16 protein-coding genes, 3 tRNA genes and 1 riboswitch are annotated in these 18,116 nt (G+C 65.0%); of the genes, 8 read left to right on the forward strand and 11 right to left on the reverse strand.

All coding sequences use genetic code 11. The features are described 5' to 3' along the window. Nucleotides 1-1,245, reverse strand: a complete 1,245-nt coding sequence (thiO, locus tag E3N85_RS08435; protein ID WP_134461994.1) for a glycine oxidase ThiO — start codon at nt 1,243-1,245, stop codon at nt 1-3. Between the two features lie 70 nt (nt 1,246-1,315). Here thiO and thiE point away from each other — a divergent pair, with 70 nt between their 5' ends. Next, nucleotides 1,316-1,960: a thiamine phosphate synthase gene (gene thiE / locus E3N85_RS08440; protein ID WP_134461997.1), complete on the forward strand. Its 645-nt coding sequence runs from the start codon at nt 1,316-1,318 to the stop codon at nt 1,958-1,960. A gap of 34 nt (nt 1,961-1,994) precedes the next feature. Here the strand turns inward: thiE and E3N85_RS08445 are convergent, their stop codons facing one another. Further along, nucleotides 1,995-3,536, reverse strand: coding sequence for a bifunctional hydroxymethylpyrimidine kinase/phosphomethylpyrimidine kinase (locus tag E3N85_RS08445; protein WP_166783903.1), 1,542 nt, complete (start codon nt 3,534-3,536; stop codon nt 1,995-1,997). Beyond that, a riboswitch (TPP riboswitch) is annotated at nt 3,519-3,618 on the reverse strand. It overlaps the preceding gene by 18 nt. 176 nt (nt 3,619-3,794) lie before the next feature. Between E3N85_RS08445 and E3N85_RS08450 the strand changes: the two genes are divergently transcribed. Both E3N85_RS08450 and E3N85_RS08455 read left to right on the forward strand, forming a co-directional pair. Continuing rightward, nucleotides 3,795-4,148, forward strand: a complete 354-nt coding sequence (locus tag E3N85_RS08450) for a helix-turn-helix transcriptional regulator (protein ID WP_134462003.1) — start codon at nt 3,795-3,797, stop codon at nt 4,146-4,148. Beyond that, the gene (locus E3N85_RS08455) at nt 4,145-4,831 is read left to right on the forward strand and encodes a cation transporter (RefSeq protein WP_241978380.1); all 687 of its coding nucleotides are present in this window, start codon (nt 4,145-4,147) and stop codon (nt 4,829-4,831) included. Before E3N85_RS08450 ends, E3N85_RS08455 begins: the two co-directional genes overlap by 4 nt. 133 nt (nt 4,832-4,964) lie before the next feature. Here the strand turns inward: E3N85_RS08455 and E3N85_RS08460 are convergent. Together E3N85_RS08460 and E3N85_RS08465 are read right to left on the reverse strand one after the other, a co-directional pair. Beyond that, nucleotides 4,965-5,038: transfer RNA gene (locus E3N85_RS08460), tRNA-Met, on the reverse strand. A 31-nt stretch (nt 5,039-5,069) separates the two neighbouring features. Then, nucleotides 5,070-5,141: transfer RNA gene (locus E3N85_RS08465), tRNA-Thr, on the reverse strand. A 124-nt stretch (nt 5,142-5,265) separates the two neighbouring features. On the opposite strand from E3N85_RS08465, the gene E3N85_RS08470 reads away from it, so the two are divergent. Both E3N85_RS08470 and E3N85_RS08475 read left to right on the forward strand, forming a co-directional pair. Beyond that, complete coding sequence (locus tag E3N85_RS08470; RefSeq protein WP_134462006.1) at nt 5,266-6,966, forward strand: glycoside hydrolase family 13 protein; 1,701 nt, start codon at nt 5,266-5,268, stop codon at nt 6,964-6,966. Continuing rightward, on the forward strand, nt 6,963-7,766 hold the full coding sequence (locus tag E3N85_RS08475) for a GTP pyrophosphokinase family protein (RefSeq protein ID WP_174722470.1): 804 nt from the start codon (nt 6,963-6,965) through the stop codon (nt 7,764-7,766). Before E3N85_RS08470 ends, E3N85_RS08475 begins: the two co-directional genes overlap by 4 nt. Before the next feature lie 9 nt (nt 7,767-7,775). Here E3N85_RS08475 and E3N85_RS08480 read toward each other — a convergent pair whose 3' ends face one another. The 3 genes from E3N85_RS08480 to E3N85_RS08490 all read right to left on the reverse strand — a co-directional run bounded on the left by E3N85_RS08480 (nt 7,776) and on the right by E3N85_RS08490 (nt 10,118). Beyond that, nucleotides 7,776-8,936 (reverse strand): M23 family metallopeptidase, encoded by a 1,161-nt coding sequence (locus tag E3N85_RS08480; protein ID WP_134462009.1) that lies wholly within the window; start codon nt 8,934-8,936, stop codon nt 7,776-7,778. A gap of 193 nt (nt 8,937-9,129) precedes the next feature. Then, nucleotides 9,130-9,966, reverse strand: a complete 837-nt coding sequence (locus E3N85_RS08485) for an inositol monophosphatase family protein (protein ID WP_134462012.1) — start codon at nt 9,964-9,966, stop codon at nt 9,130-9,132. Nucleotides 9,967-10,033: 67 nt separating this feature from the next. Beyond that, nucleotides 10,034-10,118: transfer RNA gene (locus tag E3N85_RS08490), tRNA-Tyr, on the reverse strand. 199 nt (nt 10,119-10,317) lie between these two features. Between E3N85_RS08490 and E3N85_RS08495 the strand changes: the two genes are divergently transcribed. Beyond that, complete coding sequence (locus E3N85_RS08495; RefSeq protein WP_134462015.1) at nt 10,318-10,806, forward strand: YajQ family cyclic di-GMP-binding protein; 489 nt, start codon at nt 10,318-10,320, stop codon at nt 10,804-10,806. 57 nt (nt 10,807-10,863) lie between these two features. On the opposite strand, the gene E3N85_RS08500 is transcribed toward E3N85_RS08495, so the two are convergent. The 3 genes from E3N85_RS08500 to ubiE all read right to left on the reverse strand — a co-directional run bounded on the left by E3N85_RS08500 (nt 10,864) and on the right by ubiE (nt 14,108). Continuing rightward, nucleotides 10,864-12,246: an FAD-dependent oxidoreductase gene (locus tag E3N85_RS08500; RefSeq protein ID WP_134462018.1), complete on the reverse strand. Its 1,383-nt coding sequence runs from the start codon at nt 12,244-12,246 to the stop codon at nt 10,864-10,866. Nucleotides 12,247-12,313: 67 nt separating this feature from the next. Further along, entirely contained in the window at nt 12,314-13,384 is a 1,071-nt protein-coding gene (locus E3N85_RS08505) for a polyprenyl synthetase family protein (RefSeq protein ID WP_241978381.1), read from the reverse strand. A 22-nt stretch (nt 13,385-13,406) separates the two neighbouring features. After that, a complete protein-coding gene (gene ubiE, locus E3N85_RS08510; protein ID WP_134462022.1) occupies nt 13,407-14,108 on the reverse strand; it encodes a bifunctional demethylmenaquinone methyltransferase/2-methoxy-6-polyprenyl-1,4-benzoquinol methylase UbiE in 702 nt (233 codons plus the stop codon). Nucleotides 14,109-14,186: 78 nt separating this feature from the next. Between ubiE and E3N85_RS08515 the strand changes: the two genes are divergently transcribed. Continuing rightward, nucleotides 14,187-15,419: an isochorismate synthase MenF gene (locus tag E3N85_RS08515; protein WP_241978382.1), complete on the forward strand. Its 1,233-nt coding sequence runs from the start codon at nt 14,187-14,189 to the stop codon at nt 15,417-15,419. Nucleotides 15,420-15,428: 9 nt separating this feature from the next. On the opposite strand, the gene E3N85_RS08520 is transcribed toward E3N85_RS08515, so the two are convergent. After that, a complete protein-coding gene (locus E3N85_RS08520; RefSeq protein WP_134462025.1) occupies nt 15,429-16,277 on the reverse strand; it encodes a hypothetical protein in 849 nt (282 codons plus the stop codon). Nucleotides 16,278-16,516: 239 nt separating this feature from the next. Between E3N85_RS08520 and E3N85_RS08525 the strand changes: the two genes are divergently transcribed. Next, nucleotides 16,517-18,067 (forward strand): HNH endonuclease signature motif containing protein, encoded by a 1,551-nt coding sequence (locus E3N85_RS08525; RefSeq protein ID WP_166783904.1) that lies wholly within the window; start codon nt 16,517-16,519, stop codon nt 18,065-18,067. Nucleotides 18,068-18,116: the final 49 nt, after the last annotated feature.

Genomic DNA, 18,116 nt, shown 5'->3' on the forward strand with positions numbered 1-18,116 from the left:
TCACGAGCGGGCTCCTGTCGGTGAAGCGGATGCCGGGGCGCGGCTCGCTGAGAAACGATCGGGCCGAAAGCTTCGCCACCGATCGACCGTGATCTCCTGGATCAGCTGAAGGCAGTACTGGGCCGCGATCGGGGTGAGCAGTACGCCATGACGAAAGAATCCGGTGGCGATGATGAGGCCAGGAATGTCATCAGTGTCACTCTCAGCTCCCGTTCGGCCAACGCGACCGAGAAGCGGCGCGTTATCGGGCGTTCCGGGACGAGCCCGAGCGGTCATCTCGATCAGCTCGAGCTCGTTGACCGCTGGCACCAACACCTGAGCGTCACGCAACAGTTGATAGACGGCACCAGCCGACACCGCACTGGAACCGTCCTCGCGTTGCGTGGCTCCGATCACGAGCGTTCCATCCGAGCGAGGAACCAGATACACCGGCACGCCATGCACCAACCCGCGAAGCGTGCAGGTAAGCACTGGCTGAAGATGCGCGGGCACGCGCAGCCGAAGAATATCCCCGTAGACCGGGCGAAGCGGCAGGCTCAATCGCTGGGGCAGCCCGCTCAGCCCGGCTGCCCCGAGGCCATTGGCCACAACTACTTCGGTGGCCCTGACCGTTGAACCATCGGCCAAAGCGACACCGGTGACGCGCGATGAAGCATCCGCTGAATCTTCGTGCGCCAACCCAGTGGCGTTCACGCGGATCAGGGCGTCGTGGCCCCACCCACCGTTTCCCGCCAGCGCGGCGAGCGCGAGTTGGATGCGCTCGGCGAGCCGGCGCGGGTCGACCTGATGATCCTGCTCCACCATGAACGCACCGGAAACACGGGGGCTCAGCAGCGGTTCGAGCATGCGAGCTGCGCGAATGGTCAGGGGTTCAACGCTCAGCCCATTGGTCAGTTGCACGCTGCGCAGGTCGGCGAGCGCTTGCCGGTCGGCCGATTCGGCACCAACGTTCATGGTTCTGGTTCTCTGGTATCCGGTTGCGTCGGAATCCACTCCGAGTGATTCGATGAACGCAGGATACAGCGAGGAAGAGGCGAGCATGAGCTCGAGCAACGCCTCTTCCCGATAGTGCAGTTCGCTTACCGCCGCGAGCATTCCGGCGGCCGCATAGGTGGCGCCCCCGGCCGGATCCGGGTCGATGACAACCACCGTGCGGCCGGAATGCGCAACCGCCCAGGCGATGCCGAGTCCCACGATGCCGCCGCCGATCACGGCCACGTCGACCGTGAGGCTGCGTTCACTCATGGTGCGCACCGTCGGCGTCGCGACTGAGCATCGGCGAAAGCTGCCGTCGTTGCCCTTTAGGGTTGGTCGCATGGACCAGACGAACGCCCGGCTGTATCTCTGCACCGATGCCCGAAAGGATCGCGGCGATTTCGCTGACTTCATAGATGCCGCGTTCGCTGGCGGAGTCGACATCATCCAGCTGCGCGACAAGAACATCGACGCCGCCGAGGAGCTTGAATATCTCGAGATTCTGCGCACGGTCGCCGACCGATACGCACGACTCTGGGCCGTCAACGACCGGGCCGATATCGCCAGCCTCGCGGGCGCGCCGGTATTTCATGTCGGCCAGACCGATCTGCCGCTGGCCTCCGCACGCAGCCTGCTCGGCGCGGCAGCCCTGATCGGGCTGTCCACTCACACCACCGAGCAAGTGGATGCCGCCCTGACCACCGACGTGCTCGACTATTTCTGTGTCGGCCCGGTCTGGGCAACGCCGACGAAACCCGGTCGTGCGGCGGTTGGAACGCACCTGTTGAGCTATGCGGCCGCGCGCAGCGCATCTGCTCACAGCACTCGTCCCTGGTTTGCAATCGGCGGCGTCGATCTCGGCAACATCGATCAGGTCGTCGACGCCGGCGCTACTCGGGTGGTTGTGGTGCGCGCGATCACCGAGGCGAGCGACCCGACGGATGCCGCGCAGCGGCTTCTGGCCCGACTGCCCGCCCTCGGCTAGTCGCGCGCACAGCACTTCGTTCCGCGCGGTCATCTCAGGCTTTCACTAGCTGCCGAGGGGCGTCGAAGAAGTCGAGTTCGAAGCGCGCCGAGGTCGTAAACGCCTGGCGCATTGCCGCGCATTCCGATTCCGAGACCGTCGCCGCAACGTCGTCGGTGAGCGCGATCGCCTGCCGCGTGGCCGCGGCGAATTCCTCATCGGAATAGGTCTCCAGCCAGGCTGCATACGGATGCGCCGCCTCTTCGGTGCGCGACAGAAATTCGGCGTGCAGTCGGTCACCGACATCCGAGTACAGCCAGAAACAAGGCAACAGCGCCGCGAGAAGCACCGCATAATTTCCGGCCTCACTGGTCGCGAGCAAATGATCCAAGTAGCCCGTCGTCACCGGGCCTGCCTCGTCAGGGTCAGGTTGCTGCCGAAGCCAGCTTCGGTGCAATTCCGACTCGACATCGCGGCACCGCGCTGCAGAATCGGCCAGGAAGCGTTGCGCGCTCACGGTCGGCGCGAGCTCGCTGGCATGCGCGAGAACGCGTGCATAAGTGGCGAGATAGAGCGCATCCTGGGCGAGGTAATAGGAGAAATCTTCTTCTGCCAGTGCACCGCTGCTGAGGTCCGTGATGAACGGGAGATCGAAGATTTGCAGGCGGATCAGCTCGACGTCTCGCCACAGGGTCGAGCTGAACGGCGCCGGATCAGCAGGCGCGGCTGACGCGGCTGACGCTTCGGAAAACAGCCGATGAAAATGATGGATCGGGCCGTTTCCCCGCCCGACCTCGAGGTCGTCAGCGTAGGTCAGTGCGTCCTGGAGCCAGTCCTTGACCTCGGCGAGGGACTGTGTCCAGTTCCCGGTTCTCGCCTGCACGGTCGCCATCGCCGAGGAGAGCGAGCACCCGGTGCCGTGGGTGTTCTTGGTTATGATTCGCGGTGCCGTGAACTCGACAACACTGTGCGCCATCAGGCCCTGGGTGTTGACCAGAGCATCCGGGCAGGTGGTGTCGTCAAAGTGTCCCCCCTTGACCAGCACGGTCACGCCGGCACGGGCTGATAATCGTCTGCCTTGCGCGACGGCCTCTGCCCAGTCGGCCGCCGGCGGCTCGGCGAGCAGAACGGCCAGCTCGGGAACGTTGGGCGTGACGAGATCGACGAGAGGGATCAGGTCGCGTAGCGCCTGCTCGGCGGAGGGGTCGAGCAGCCGGTCCCCACTCGTTGTGACCATCACCGGGTCGAGCACGACTATCGGAGGACGGCACACGTCGAGCCAGGAACGCACCTCATTGATCACATCGAGATCCGCGAGCATGCCAATTTTGACGGCATCGATGGTCACGTCGTCGCTCACGGCACTCAATTGCTGGCGCAGAAACGCAACCGGCGGGATGTGCACCGAGCGCACCCCGAGCGTATTCTGCGCGACCAGGGCACTGACCACCGCCATCCCGTAGCCACCGTTGGCCGCAATGCTTTTCAAGTCGGCCTGGATGCCAGCACCGCCGGTTGGATCGGTCCCGGCGATACTGAGGATTCGGGGTGTTTCCCTCAGCGTGTGGTCGGAGATTCGATCGATCATCGGTGACATTCCTTCGCTAGTACTAACTAGACAGGTTCAACGGGTATTGATCTCAGCTCCCACATTGTGTGGGGCACCCCGTGTCAATGAATAAGTCTATACGCACACACCATCACCGAGTCGCTTGTTCCCGCCGCGAAGGCCGGTCGGGCAGCACGTCTACGGCGAGTCCGTGGGCGGTGACCTGCTCCAGAGGTAGTCGCACGGACCGTGCCGATGCTTGTCGAGCACTTGCGAATGAGTCAGCCATCACTGTAACGTCAGTGCATGCTGACTATTGCGTCACGGGTGGATGTCATGAACCGGCTCGGCCGGGCTCTGGCGGATCCGACCCGGTCCAAAATCCTGCTGAGCCTCCTCGACGCCCCCGGGTATCCCGGCCAGCTCGCGCAGAACCTCGGACTGACCCGCTCGAACGTGTCCAACCACCTGAGTTGCCTGCGCGGGTGCGGCATCGTCGCGGCGACCCCGGAAGGCCGCGCAACGCGGTACGAGATCGCAGACCCGCACCTGGCACATGCGCTGGTCGCGCTGGTCGACGTGGTCCTCGCCGTCGATGACGGTGACGAATGCACGGACGTCGCCTGCAACGTCCCGCTGTGTTGCGGGGCCGGCGTATGAGCGCAACTTCAACGCGTGCTGGTCGGATGCTCAGCCCGCTGCGCAAACGTCTCCTGCAGCGGCGAATCCGCTGGATAGTCGCGATCACCATAACGTACAACCTCATCGAGGCGGTCATCGCTCTCGCTGCCGGATCCATCGCATCGTCAGCAGCGCTCATCGGTTTCGGCCTCGACTCGATCGTGGAGGTGCTCTCAGCCGCCGCAATCGCCTGGCAGTTCGCCGCGCCGCAACCGGAGCAGCGCGAGAAGGTCGCGTTGCGGGTGATCGCTTTCTCCTTCTTTGCTCTCGCCGCGTACGTCACCGTCGACGCAGCGCTGTCGATCACTGGACTGCGCACGCCCGAACACAGCCCGGTCGGAATTGCGCTCGCGGCGGTCAGCCTGATGGTGATGCCTTGCCTCAGCTGGTTCGAACGTCGCACCGGCCGAGAGCTCGGCTCCGCATCCGCTGTCGCCGACTCCAGGCAAACCCTGCTCTGCGCCTACCTCTCGGCTGCGCTCCTCATCGGGCTGCTACTGAACAGCCTGCTCGGCTGGGCCTGGGCGGATGCGATCGCCGCACTCGTGATTGCCGGTTTCGCGATCCGAGAAGGCATCGAAGCGTGGAAAGGTGACACCTGCGCGACACCGGTATCGACACTGACCGGTGAACGCCCCCCCGAGCACGAGAGCTGCTGCTAACTGCCCGCGCGAGCGTGAGACAGTGCACCTCTGATTGCGCTGCGCATGAGTGCCTTAATCATGACCGGGTCATTCATGGGCACAAAAAAGCCCTCTGGCCGGTGAAAAAACCTGGTCAGAGGGCCTTTATATGTAGCGGGAGCGGGAATTGAACCCGCGACACCACGATTATGAGCCGTGTGCTCTAACCAACTGAGCTACCCCGCCGCGACTTGTCGGCTGTTCGCTTCCAAGCCTGAGCCCCCTGTGGGAATCGGACCCACTACCTCTTCCTTACCAAGGAAGTGCTCTACCAATGAGCTAAGGGGGCAGAGCAACCAAAACAGGAGCACTGCCCGTTTTTGGCAACCTAGAAACATTATCACCCCGACAGCGAACTCCGGACCACTTCCACCACGCTACAGGCACCAGCGAGGATGCCGTAGCATTTTAGGATGACTGGCATCGAACTGACCCCTGGCACCGAATGGTGGCGCACAGCCGTTATTTATCAGATCTACCCGCGATCCTTCGCCGACGCGAATGGTGACGGCATGGGCGACCTCGCCGGCATCAGCGCGCGACTGCCCCACCTCAAAGATCTCGGCATCGACGCCATCTGGCTCTCTCCTTTCTATACGTCGCCGCAACGCGACGCTGGCTATGACGTCGCTGACTACTGCAACGTCGACCCATTGTTCGGCACCCTCGATGACTTCGAGGTGCTGCAACGCACCGCTCACGACCTCGGCATTCGCGTCATCGTCGACATCGTGCCCAACCACTCCTCGAGCGACCACGGCTGGTTCCAGGCGGCCCTCGCGGCCGGCCCGGGCAGCGAGGAACGCGGCCGCTACACCTTCCGCGACGGCAAGGGCGAGAACGGCGAGCTGCCGCCGAACAACTGGGAGTCCGTCTTCGGCGGCCGCGCCTGGACCCGCACGACCGACCCAGACGGCACCCCCGGCCAGTGGTATCTGCACCTGTTCGACAGCAGCCAGCCTGACTTCGACTGGGACAGTGAGTGGGTGCGCGAGCAGTTTCGCGCGGTGCTGCGCTTCTGGCTCGACCGCGGCGTCGACGGCTTTCGGGTGGATGTCGCGCACGGCATGATCAAGGCTCCCGGCCTCCCCGATTACACGCCTCCCGCTGAGGGTGGAAGCATGGGCGGGGCTCCGGCATCCGCTCTCGAGCCGGGGATCACCGCCGAAACGCCGCTGACCGCCCCGTACTGGGCGCAGGACGGTGTTCACGAGATCTACCGCGACTGGCACCGGGTACTCGCCGCCTACCCCGGCGACCGCGTGCTCGCGGCCGAAGCCTGGGTCGACCCGCTCAGCCAGATGGCCAAGTGGGTGCGTCCAGACGAGATGCACCAGGCCTTCAACTTCGCCTACCTCGAAACCCCGTGGAACGGCCCGCTGCTCAAGAGCGTCATCGACGAGTCTCTGGAAGCCTTCGGCAATGTCGGCGCGCCGAGCACCTGGGTGCTCTCCAACCATGACGTGGTGCGCCACGCCTCCCGGCTTGCCCTCACCGGCGAGAATCTGCAGGGACACGGCATCGGCCCGGAGACGGTCGGGCTGCCCGACACGGTGCTCGGGCTGCGACGCGCGCGGGCGGCATCCGTTCTGATGTTGAGCCTGCCGGGCTCGAGCTATCTGTATCAGGGCGAGGAACTCGGCCTGCCCGAAGCCGTGGACCTGCCCGATCACGCCCGCGAAGACCCCACCTGGTTTCGCACCAACGGCGAACGGTACGGGCGAGACGGATGCCGGGTGCCGATTCCCTGGGAAGCCGCCGGCGAATCGTTCGGCTTCAGCACCGGCGCGAAGAGCTGGCTGCCGCAGCCGAACGAGTGGGCTGCACTCGCCCGCGACCAGCAAGACGGCGTGGCCGGATCAACCCTCGAGCTGTACAAGCTGGCACTGCGCCTGCGCCGGGAGCATGCCCTCGCCGCCGGCACGGTCGTGTGGCTCGCTGGCTTCGGCCCCGAGGTGGTGGCGTACCGCAACGGCGACGTGATCATCGTGGCCAACACGGGCGCGACATCCGTTCAGCTGCCCGCTGGCGACGTAGTACTGGCGAGCGAAGAGCTCACCGGCCGCACCCTGCCGGGAGATGCTACGGCCTGGTTGCGCTCCGTTCAGGCATGACCGCACCGTCCGACCAGCTCGACGACGGCGCTCCCCTGGTGAGCGCCGTCGTGCCCAGCACCGTATCGACGACCGTTGCCATGCGGGAACTGAAGCTTGAACTGACCCGATTCATGATGTCGTACAAGTTCGCGACCGACGAGATGCTGACCAAGATCAACATCTTGAAGGAGGAATTCAGCGCCATTCATGACTACAGTCCGATCGAGCACGTCAGCTCGCGACTCAAGTCGCCGGAGGGAATCCTCAAAAAGGCCGTCCGCAAGGGGTTCCCGCTGGAATTGACCGGCATTCGCGACAATATTCAGGACATCGCCGGAATTCGCATCACCTGCAGCTTCATCTCAGACACCTATCGCATCCGCGATCTGCTTGCTGGGCAACGAGACGTCTCAGTGTTGCAGGAAAAGGACTACATTCACGCACCGAAGGCCAATGGGTACCAGAGCCTGCACCTGATCGTCGCGATTCCGGTGTTCATGACAGACCGCGTGCAGCCGGTGACGGTCGAGATTCAGATTCGCACGATCGCCATGGACTTCTGGGCGAGCCTCGAACACAAGATTTATTACAAGTACAACGGCGCTGTGCCCGACACGCTGGTCGAAGACCTGCGGCAGGCAGCAGATGCCGCCAATCGCCTCGATGTGAAGATGGAGTTGCTGCACGACCAGGTCGTCGAGCTTGAGTCCGTCGATGCCGGCGGGGCCGACCTGTTCAGCTTTGACGGCCTGCCGCCGTTTCCGCTGCCGAGGGGCTTGCTCGAGTCGTTTATGCGCGGGCGCGTCGAGCCCGAGTAGGCCGGCGGGCTAGTTCGTGTTGGCATAGAGCCAGGCGAGCGGGTCGACCTTGGTGCCGGTAATTCCGCCCTCGCGAATTTCAAAGTGCAGGTGCGGGCCGGTCGACATTCCGGTGCTGCCGGTCTTGCCGATGACCTGGCCGACCTTGACCACGTCGCCCTCCTTGAAGAGCATCGATCCGTGGATCATGTGCGCGTACACACTCGTGACGAGCTGACCGTCGATCATGTGGTCGATCATCATGTTCACGCCGAGGCTGGCTTCGCCGTCTACGGCGTAACTGACCACGCCGTCGGCAATGGCCTGGATCGGCGCGCCGACGCCCGGGTTGAAGTCCTGGCCGCCGTGATTGGCCGAGCAGCCGGCGCAGCTGCGCGGTCCGATCTGGTCGCCAACGTGCACGCCGACGGCAAACGGCCACTGAATGGTGCCGTTCGGGTTGTTGGTGAAGGTGTCTTCCATGCGGATACCGCTCGCAGCGGCAATCTCAGCGATGGTGCTCGACTCGTAGCCGTCGCGCTCGACAGTGACGGTGTCGCCACCGGCCAGGTCCATGGTCTGCGCCTCTTCGGCTGGCAGAACACGCTGCGCTTCCAAGGCGGATGCCCGTACGTCCTGTGAGGACAGCAACGCCTCGGCCGGAATGGACGTGGCCACGGCCATCAGCGCCACAAACGACATCGCGAGTATCGAGGCGCCCGTGGCCGCACGCTTGCGCGCGGTGCTGCCGAGCGGACGATCGCGGGGTGCGCGACGGGGCAGCGACCCGGCCGGAACGAAGGCGCGCGCTGGGGCGAAGGCTTCCCCGGCCGACTGCTCGATGCGGTGGCGGCGGCGGGGACGGTCACCGACAGCGGGAATCACCGTTGGGATCGACTGGGTGAGACCGGGAGCCAACAACTTCTCGAAGTCGGTGGGTTCGGCGTCGGCGACCGGAACCGCAGCGATGATGCGATCGCTCTCGGTGATGACGGCCGGCTCGAGGTCGGGTTCGGTCAGATCGGCGGATACGATCAGGTCAGCGGCGGGGCTGAGGCGCACGACGTGGTCGTCGACCGGCGCCGGTGCAGCATCAGAAAAAGCCACCCGCTCGCGCTCGCGCAGTTGGCGGCGGGTCAGGGCTGCCGGCACTGCCGGGGGAAACACGGTGCCGACACTCTTGTCAGACACGGAGGTGTCCAAGGAAGCAGTGTGACGTGACAAGGTGCATCTTTCGGCATAGCGGACGGGATCAGGTGCTCGTAGTCGATAACGCTCAGTGACGACATGCCAATGTAACGAATTGATTAAGGGTAACGCGCAACCCCGAGATTACCAGAGAAAGGTCGCCAATCACACCCCAACTGGGTATATGGGCACGATGTCATCGGGCTTGCGCGTCAAATGGGAAGCGTTCGAACAGGCCGGCGAGAACGGGTTCGAACTGACCGTAGAGGCTGGGCGCGGCGGCGATGAGCAGCTCGCGACCCTCGTCATCCGCTTGCAGAGTGCCGACCTGAGCACCTGCCTCGCGCGCGATCAAGCCGCCGGCGGCGTGGTCCCACGGGTTGAGTCCGCGTTCGAAAAAGAGGTCGAGGCGACCGCAGGCGACCGAGCAGAGGTCGAGTGCGGCCGAACCGATACGACGAATGTCCCGCACCTGGCCGATGAGACCACTCACGATGCTCGCCTGCCACATCCGCCGGGCTGCCTCGTAGCTGAAGCCGGTGCCGGCCAGTGCGAGCGAGAGCGGCACGTCGTGATTCACGTGCAGGCGGTGATCACCGAGCCAGGCACCCGAGCCCTCCGATGCGGTGAACACCTCGCCGAGGGCGGGATTGACGACCGCACCCGCGAGGGCATTCCAGCTGGCCGGGTCGGGGTCTCCCTGCACGACGGCGATGCTGACGGCGTAGAACGGGATGCCATAGAGGTAGTTGACGGTGCCGTCGATGGGGTCGACCACCCAGGTGAGCCCGCTCGTGCCGCGAGTCGCGTCGGATTCTTCGCCGTAGAACCCGTCGTTCGGGCGGGCGTCGGCGAGCAGGCCGCGAATGAGCAGCTCGACCTCGCGGTCGGCAGCGGTGACGATATCTTCGGGCGACGACTTCGAGGCGGCAATCTCGACCCCCTCGCCACGGCGCCGGTGGGCGAGTGCGCCGGCGGTGAGGGCGACGGTGCGCGCAAGATCAAGCAGCTCGGTCGGGGCAGGATGCGTCATGCCCTCACGCTACAGGCAGCTGCACAACCAGATCAGGCAGGCCCAAGGGCCTGCCTGATGGTGCTGCTGGTGGCGAGTGCGAGGTTCGAACTCACGAAGGCTACGCCGTCTGATTTACAGTCAGATCCCTTTGGCCGCTTGGGTAACTCGCCAGGCGCTCCCGACCAGGTGTAATCACTTGACCGGAGACGCGGGGTTAACAATACAAGACGAAACGCCTCACCGAGAAATCAGCGGTGCCGCGAGCGTCCGTGTCCCAGCGTGCGACTCGGAATGAGAGTTCATAAAGGGTCCGCGCAGACTGTCAATCCGACACTTTTTGCGCCCTCGTCGGTCGGATACCATGGGGGAATGGCAGATTCAACTTTCGACATCGTCAGCAAGGTCGACCCGATGGAGGTCGACAACGCCCTCAACCAGGCGCACAAAGAAGTCGCACAGCGCTACGACTTCAAGAACGTGGGAGCCTCGATCGCGATGAGCGGCGAGAAGGTGCTCATGAAGGCGAACACAGAGGAGCGCGTCAAGGCGATCCTCGAGGTGTTCGAGGCCAAGCTGATCAAGCGGGGCATCTCACTGCGCAGCCTCGATGCCGGCGAGCCGTTCGCCTCCGGCAAGGAGTACCGCATCGAAACGAGCATGAAGGCCGGCATCGACCAGGAGAACGCGAAGAAGATCGGCAAGATCATTCGCGACGAGGGCCCCAAGGGCGTCAAGAGCCAGATTCAGGGTGACGAATTGCGGGTCAGCTCGAAGAGCCGCGATGATCTGCAGGCGGTGATGGCACTACTCAAGGGCAAAAACCTCGACGTGGCCCTGCAGTTCACCAACTTCCGCTAGCAGCGAGGGGCCCGGTCCTACTGCAAACCGGGCGCACGGTCCGGGTCCGGACCGCGGTCACTCGGCTCGGGAGACGGCTACCATTTCGTCGCGGCCCACGACCTTGATACGGGTGCGGCCCACGGCATCACCGAGCGCGAGCTCGTGCTGGTCGAGGTTGTGCCACCCGTCGAGGCCGGTATATTTCACGCCGCGCGCGTCGAGCAGTTTCACGATGCTTTCCTCCGACGGGAACTCGGGGCGCCACCAATTGCCGAGGTCATTGATCAGGTGCCGGATGGTTTCCATCGCGTCACTCTTGGTGTGGCCGATCAGGCCGACCGGGCCACGTTTGATCCAGCCGGACACGTAGACGCCGTACATCTGCTGGTTGAACAGCCCGCCGGTGCCAGCCGAAGGGTCGCGGCGCAGCACCTGCCCCTCGCGGTTTGGAATCACACCGCGCTTCTTGTCAAACGGCACGTCGGGCAGTTCTGAACCGAAATAGCCAACCGCCCGGTAGACGGCCTGAATCGGGATCTCGCGAATTTCGCCGGTGCCGACGACGCCGCCTGCGCCATCCGTTATGGTACGTTCCCAGCGAAAAGCGGCTACCCGGCCGGCGCCGTCGTCGACGATTTCGACCGGTTTGGCGAAGAAGTGCAGGTGCAGGCGGCGGCTGGCCGTACCGGTCTCGCGGGCACGCCACTGGTTCAGCGTCTTGTCGATCACGAAGACCTGCTTGTTGCTCGCGACGGCCGCCGTCGCTGCCTCGTCGTAGACGAAGTCTTCGTCGTAGACGATCATGTCCACATCATTCAGCTCGCCGATCTCACGCAATTCCAATGGCGTGAACTTCACGGATGTCGGCCCGCGGCGCCCAAATACGTGCACGTCGGTTACCGGCGACGCCGTGAGGCCGTCATAGACGTTCGCGGGAATCTCGGTTGGTAGCAGATCGTCGGCATGCTTGATGAGCATGCGGGATACGTCGAGGGCCACGTTGCCGTTGCCGATCACGGCGATCTCGCGCGCCTCAAGCGGCCAGGTACGCGGCACGTCGGGATGCCCGTCGAACCAGCTCACGAAGTCGGCGGCGCCGTACGAGCCGTCAAGTGATGCTCCCGGAATGTTGAGGTCGGCGTCCTGCACGGCGCCGGTCGCGAAGATGACCGCGTTGTAGTGTTTTTTGAGGTCGTCGAGGGTGATGTCGACGCCGAACCGCACGTTGCCGAACACGCGGATATCGCCGCTGTCGAGCACGCCCCGCAGCGCGGTGATGATGCCTTTGATGCGGGGGTGGTCGGGGGCGACGCCGTAGCGCACCAGTCCGTACGGCGCCGGCAGGTGGTCGAACAGGTCAATTGAGACCTCAAAGTTGCGCTCGGCTTTGAGCAGAATATCGGCGGAGTAAATTCCGGCCGGTCCGGCGCCGACGATGGCCAGTCTCAATTTGGTCACTGAGGTTTTCCTTACTGCGCGAGCGGGCCGCGCAAAGAAACGCACCCGGCACGCCCTCGATTGGGGTTTAGCTGGAGCGCTCGACGATGGTCTCGGCGAATCGGGTGAGGGCTTTTTTGACCGAACCGTTGGGTAGTGGCGCCAGGGCTGCGACGGCGTCGCGGGCCCAGCCGTGGGCCTCGGCGAGGGTTTCGGCGGTGACAGCGTGCTCGCGCAGCGCGGTGATCGCGGTGTCGGCCGCCTCGGTCAGAGCGGAACCGTCGACCATGACGTCCCGTTCGAGGCGTTCGAGCAGCGAAGCGGATGCCCCATCGCTGACAGCGCGCTCCCGCAACCGAAGCAGGGGAAGAGTGACGACACCGGCCCGCAGGTCGGTACCGGGCACCTTGCCGGTCTCCTTCGGCTGCGGCGACAGGTCGAGCACGTCGTCGATGAGTTGGAAGGCCACGCCAATCTTCTCGCCGAAATCCACCACGGGCTGCTCATACGCGGCCGGGGCGTTGGAGAACACCACACCGCCCTGAGCGGCAGCGGCAATGAGCGAACCCGTCTTACCGGCGAGCACCTGAATGTAGTGCTCGACCGGGTCGTCGCCGGCGCGTGGACCGACCGTCTCTTGAAACTGGCCGAGCACCAGGCGTTCAAAGGTGGTCGCCTGCAGTTTGATCGCGCGTTCGCCGAGCCGGGCCATGAGCTGGCTGGCGCGAGCGAACAGCAGGTCGCCGGTCAGGATCGCGATCGAGTTACCCCACACGGTCTGTGCACTCGGCACGCCGCGGCGCTTATCGGCGTCATCCATGACGTCGTCGTGATAGAGCGAGGCCAGGTGGGTCAGTTCGATGGCCGTCGCCGCGGTGATCACATCGGGCACCACGCCCTCGCCCAGGTGCGCGGTGAGCAGCGCGAGCATGGGGCGCACCCGCTTACCGCCCGCGTTCAGCAGGTAGCGGCTGGTGACGGTGGCGATTTCATTGGCGTAGACGAGCTCGTCGATCAGCGCAGCTTCCACCTTTTCGATGCCAGCATCGATGTTCGCGGCCAGGCCACGGTCGGCGGGAGTTGAGAAAATACGGTCGCCGAGGCCCACCTGGCTGGTCACCGACGCGCTGCGTCGAATCACGGGGGCTCTGAATTTCACGTGAGTCTGCCTATCGAGTTGGTCAGGACTTGGTTCCGCGGTGCAGGGCCACGATACCGAGCGTGAGGTTGCGGTAAGCCACCGCGGAATAGCCAGCCGAGCGCAGCCATCCGCTCAATACCGGCTGGGTCGGCCACGCCGCGATGGACTCACCCAGGTAGTCGTAGGCTTCGGCGTTCGATGAGGCAAGCCGCACGACCCGCGGCATGACATGGTTCAGGTAAGCGAAGTAGCTCCGGCGCACGAGCGACAGCGGCGGCGTGGAGAACTCACAGATGACGACACGGCCGCCGGGCTTGGTTACCCGGTAGAACTCGTCGAGCGCTTCCTTCGGTTCGACCACGTTGCGCAGTCCGAACGAGATGGTGACGGCGTCGAATTCGTTGTCCTTGAACGGCAGCGCCGTGGCGTCGGCCTGCACAAAGTCGATGTTCGCGTTGTGCGCGTGACGGGCTGTACCGACTGCGATCATGCCAGCCGAGAAGTCGGCGGCGACGACGTGAGCGCCGCTGCGGGAGAGGGCAGCGCTGGACGTTCCGGTTCCGGCGGCGATGTCGAGAATGCGTTCGCCCGCTTGCGGGTTGACCGCCTGGGTTGTCGCGACGCGCCAGAGCGACGCGTTGCCGACCGACAGCAGCGCGTTCGTGCGGTCATAGTGGGCGGCAACCTCGTCGAACATGGCAGCCACCTGCGCGGGCCGTTTGTTCAGGTCTGCTCTATTCACCCCATCATTCTAGGATGCGCAACCCGGCAAATACTGCACGGTTGCCGGGGCGCTGAGACGCGGGCGTAGGCTACAGAAGTGAATGTGCAGGCCTTGACGGTCGAAACCTCCCCGATAGCCGATATCCGCCAACTGATCCTGCTGCTTGACGGCCGCGCGCCCCTGCTCTGGATGCGTCGCAATCAGGGTCTGGCCGGCATCGGTTGCGCGCTTCGGCTCGAATTTTCTGGCCCTACCCGCATGACGGATGCCGCGGCCGCCTGGAAACAGGTCGTCGCCTTGGCCACCGTGACCGACCCCCTCGCCCGCACCGGCACCGGGTTGCTGGCGTTCGGCGCGTTCGCCTTCGATGCGTCGTCCACGCAGACCAGCGTGCTCATCGTGCCGGAGATCATCGTCGGTCGCGACGACGGCCAGTGCTGGGTGACCCGCATCTCGGCAAGCGACGAGAGCGCCCCGGAAATCCCGCTGGTGCTGCATCCGCTTGGCGACGAGTATCGCATCGTGCTGTTGCCCGGCGCGCTGCCGTCCGACGACTTCCGCTCAGCGGTCAGCTCGGGTATCGAGGCCATTCGGGCCCAACAGGTCAATAAGGTCGTACTGGCGCGTGATCTCGTTGGGCGGGTACCGGCCGAGTCCGACCTGCGCCGCGCCATCACCAAGCTCGCGCTCGGGTATCCGGACTGCTGGACCTACGCCATCGACGGACTTATCGGGTCGAGCCCGGAGACTCTCATTCGTGCCGACAACGGTTCGGTCAATGCCCGGGTGCTGGCCGGCACCATCTCGCGGGGAGCGGATGCCGAGGACGACCGCGAGGCGGCCCTCACCCTGGCCACGTCTTCGAAAGACGGCGACGAGCACGAGTTTGCCGTGCAAAGCGTGCTCAAGTCGCTGCGCCCACACACCTCGGTGCTCGCGACGAGTGAGATCCCATTCACGGTGAAGCTGCCGAACCTCTGGCACCTCGCAACCGACCTGGAAGGCACCCTGAGCGACGGGTCGACGTCGCTCGACCTGATCGCGGCGTTGCACCCGACGGCTGCAGTCGCCGGAACTCCCACCGACGCAGCTCTTGCGCTGATTCGTGAGCTCGAACCGTTCGACCGTGGCCGCTATGCCGGGCCGGTCGGCTGGGTCGGCGCCGACGGCGACGGCGAGTGGGCGATTGCCCTGCGCTGCGCCCAAGTGGCCCCGACCGGCGCGATCACGGCCTACGCCGGCTGCGGGATCGTGCTGGACTCTGACCCTGACCGTGAGCTAGCCGAGACGAAAATGAAGTTTCGTCCCATCGTCGAGGCCTTCGGTTAGTACCGGTCGCTAAAGCCAACGCCAGGAATCCACGGCGGCAGCGATGATCTCCTCGCCGTTGTCATCGGGGATGACGAAGGAGATCACGAAGAACCTCACCGGTTCCCCGGCTGACTGATAGCTGTCCGGGGCGAAGACGGTGAGGAACGCTTTGGTCTGGGTTTTTTCGGCGGTGCTCGTCAGGCGTGTGAGGTTGGCCTCGACGCCGTCGAGACTTACGGCCTCCCGCAAACTCGTGACCTCGCCCGCATCGGGAAAATAGCTCCGGTTCAAGAACTCGACCATGTCGTCGAGACGTCCGCTCGGAGCCCATGCGTCGGTGCTGGCAACCGGCACGGGTTCCACCAGCACGCTGCCGAGAATGCTGCCCACCCCGGTGTTGTTGATCTCACCGTTGGAGTCGTACTCGCCCCGCAATTCCAGGGACGTGACGCAGCCCTCCGTCTTCTCTGCGGACTGGTTGTTGATGTAGCCGGCGGGACCGTTGAACGAATAGCAGGGGGTGATAGTGGGCTGCGCGTCGCTGAGGATCGCCGTGCCAATCCCCGAGTTCACCAGCGAGATCACGATCACACTGGTCACCGACACGTTGGCGAGCACGGCCAGGGCTGAGCCGATCAATCCCACGCGGCCGAACGGCTTACCGCCCGGTTTGCGCACTGCCAGAATGCCGAGAACGATCCCGGCGACGCCCAGCAGCAGTCCCAGAATCGGAATCCAGCCAGTGACGAAGGCACTGACGCCCACGATAAGTGCGGCGAGGGCGATGCCGCCGCGACGTTTGGGCGGGGTCGACACGGGCGCCTGTTCGGGGAGGCGCGCCGACTGCTGGCGACCCTGGGGTGAATTGATGGTCATCTGGGCCTCCCGACATCCGTGTGCCTCAACGGTACCAAGCCACCGGCACGTCTCCCCTCCAGCTTCCGGCGCCAGTTTCCGAGAGCGGGTAAGTGGTTGCGTCAGCATGTGCTCAGCGACCATTTACCCGCTCTCGCGACCCGTAGACAATTCTCACAAAACATCAGCATTCAGCTGAGTTTCTCTCGCTTTCAGGTATGGTTTGGGCTATAATTGTGGGTGAAGGAGGCACCGCCGCCATGACCCTCACCGCCCCGCCCGCCGCAGCCGACTCCGTGCCGGAACCCGAGGTTTCCCGGGTCGCGGCGATTGCCCAGGCTGGCGCGATTCTGGCTGGGGCGTTGGATGGGGTGCGGTTTGGTCACCTCGACGACACCGAGGCCATTGCGGTGCTGGTCGCCCTGGAAGCTCTTGGTCGCAAGGTTGATGGGGCCAGACTCCGAGCCACCACCGACCTCGGTGCGCGTGCCGAGACCGACCTCGGCACCGGGTCGCTCGCCTACAGGAACGGATGCCGCAACCGGGTCGATTTCATCAGCCACCTCGCCGGTATCTCCGCCCGCGAAGCCAAACGCCGCCTCAAGCTGGGTGAGACCGCCGTGGAACGCACCCCGCTCGGCCTGCCGGTGCCGGCCCGCTACCCGGTCATCGCCGACGGCCTCAAAAGCGGCGACCTCGGGCTCGAGTCGGCGGAGATCATCGCCACCACCCTGACCGCGTTACACGGCCGGGTCGGGCAGGACGACCTCGACCGGGTCGAACGCGCCCTCGTCGCCTCGGCGACCGGCGCCATCACCCCCGAGACCGCCGGGCTACCCGGCGCGGGGATCCGCTTCGCGCCCGACCTGCTACGGGCGCAGGCACTGGAGTGGCAGGGCCGGCTCGATCCCGACGGCACCGCCCCCAACGACGACGCCGTCGAAGCGACAAGCACCCTCACGTTCGGGCTGCTGCGCAATGGGCTCTACCCGCTGCGCGCCGACGTCACCCCCGAACTCCGCGGCATCATGGACACCCTGTTCGACACCTACCTGTCGGCGCGGTCGACAACACCCAGGTTTCTGCCAACCGAACTGCTCGACGGCACGGCTGGCACCGACACTGACACCGGCACCGGCACCGGCACGGAGCCGTTCAGCCCCGAACCATTCAGCGGCGATGACAGATATGACGGCGACCGCCGCACCGGCGGAGAGAAACGCGCCGACATCCTCCGCACCATTTTCGAATCCGCCGCCCGCGCCCCCCACACCCCGACCATGGGCGGCGCCGCCCCGACCGTCATGGTGCACATCAATGCCGTCGACCTTGACCAGGGCCGCGGTGTCGGCTGGATCGACGGCGTCGACGCCCCCCTCAGCTTCCGCCGCGTGAGTGAACTCATCTGCGCCGGCGGCTACCAACAGGTACTACTCGGCCAGAACGGCAACGTCCTCAACCTCGGCGACAAACTTCGCTGCTTCGCCCCCGGGCAACGCGCCGCGATCGCCGCCCGCGACGAGGGCTGCATCATCCCCGGCTGCACCATCCCGGCCCGCTGGTGCGAAGTGCACCACGTTATCCCGTGGCAGCAGAACGGACCCACCAACATCGACAACGGCACCCTTTTATGCTGGTACCACCACCACACCATCGACACCGCCGGATGGAAGATCCGCATGATCCGAGGAAGACCCCAGATACAAGGGCCACTCATCTGGGACCCGACCCAAACCTGGCGCCCCGCTCGCACCCACCGCGCCAACACCAGCACCAGCACCAGCCGGCCAGAACCGCCCTGGCGCACCTAGGCTCCGTGGGCTGAGTCTGCGCGAATGGCGCTGCAGAAGATCGCCTCGG

Origin of the sequence: Cryobacterium sp. Hz9, from assembly GCF_004402825.1 — a bacterium.
Taxonomy (GTDB): domain Bacteria; phylum Actinomycetota; class Actinomycetes; order Actinomycetales; family Microbacteriaceae; genus Cryobacterium; species Cryobacterium gelidum.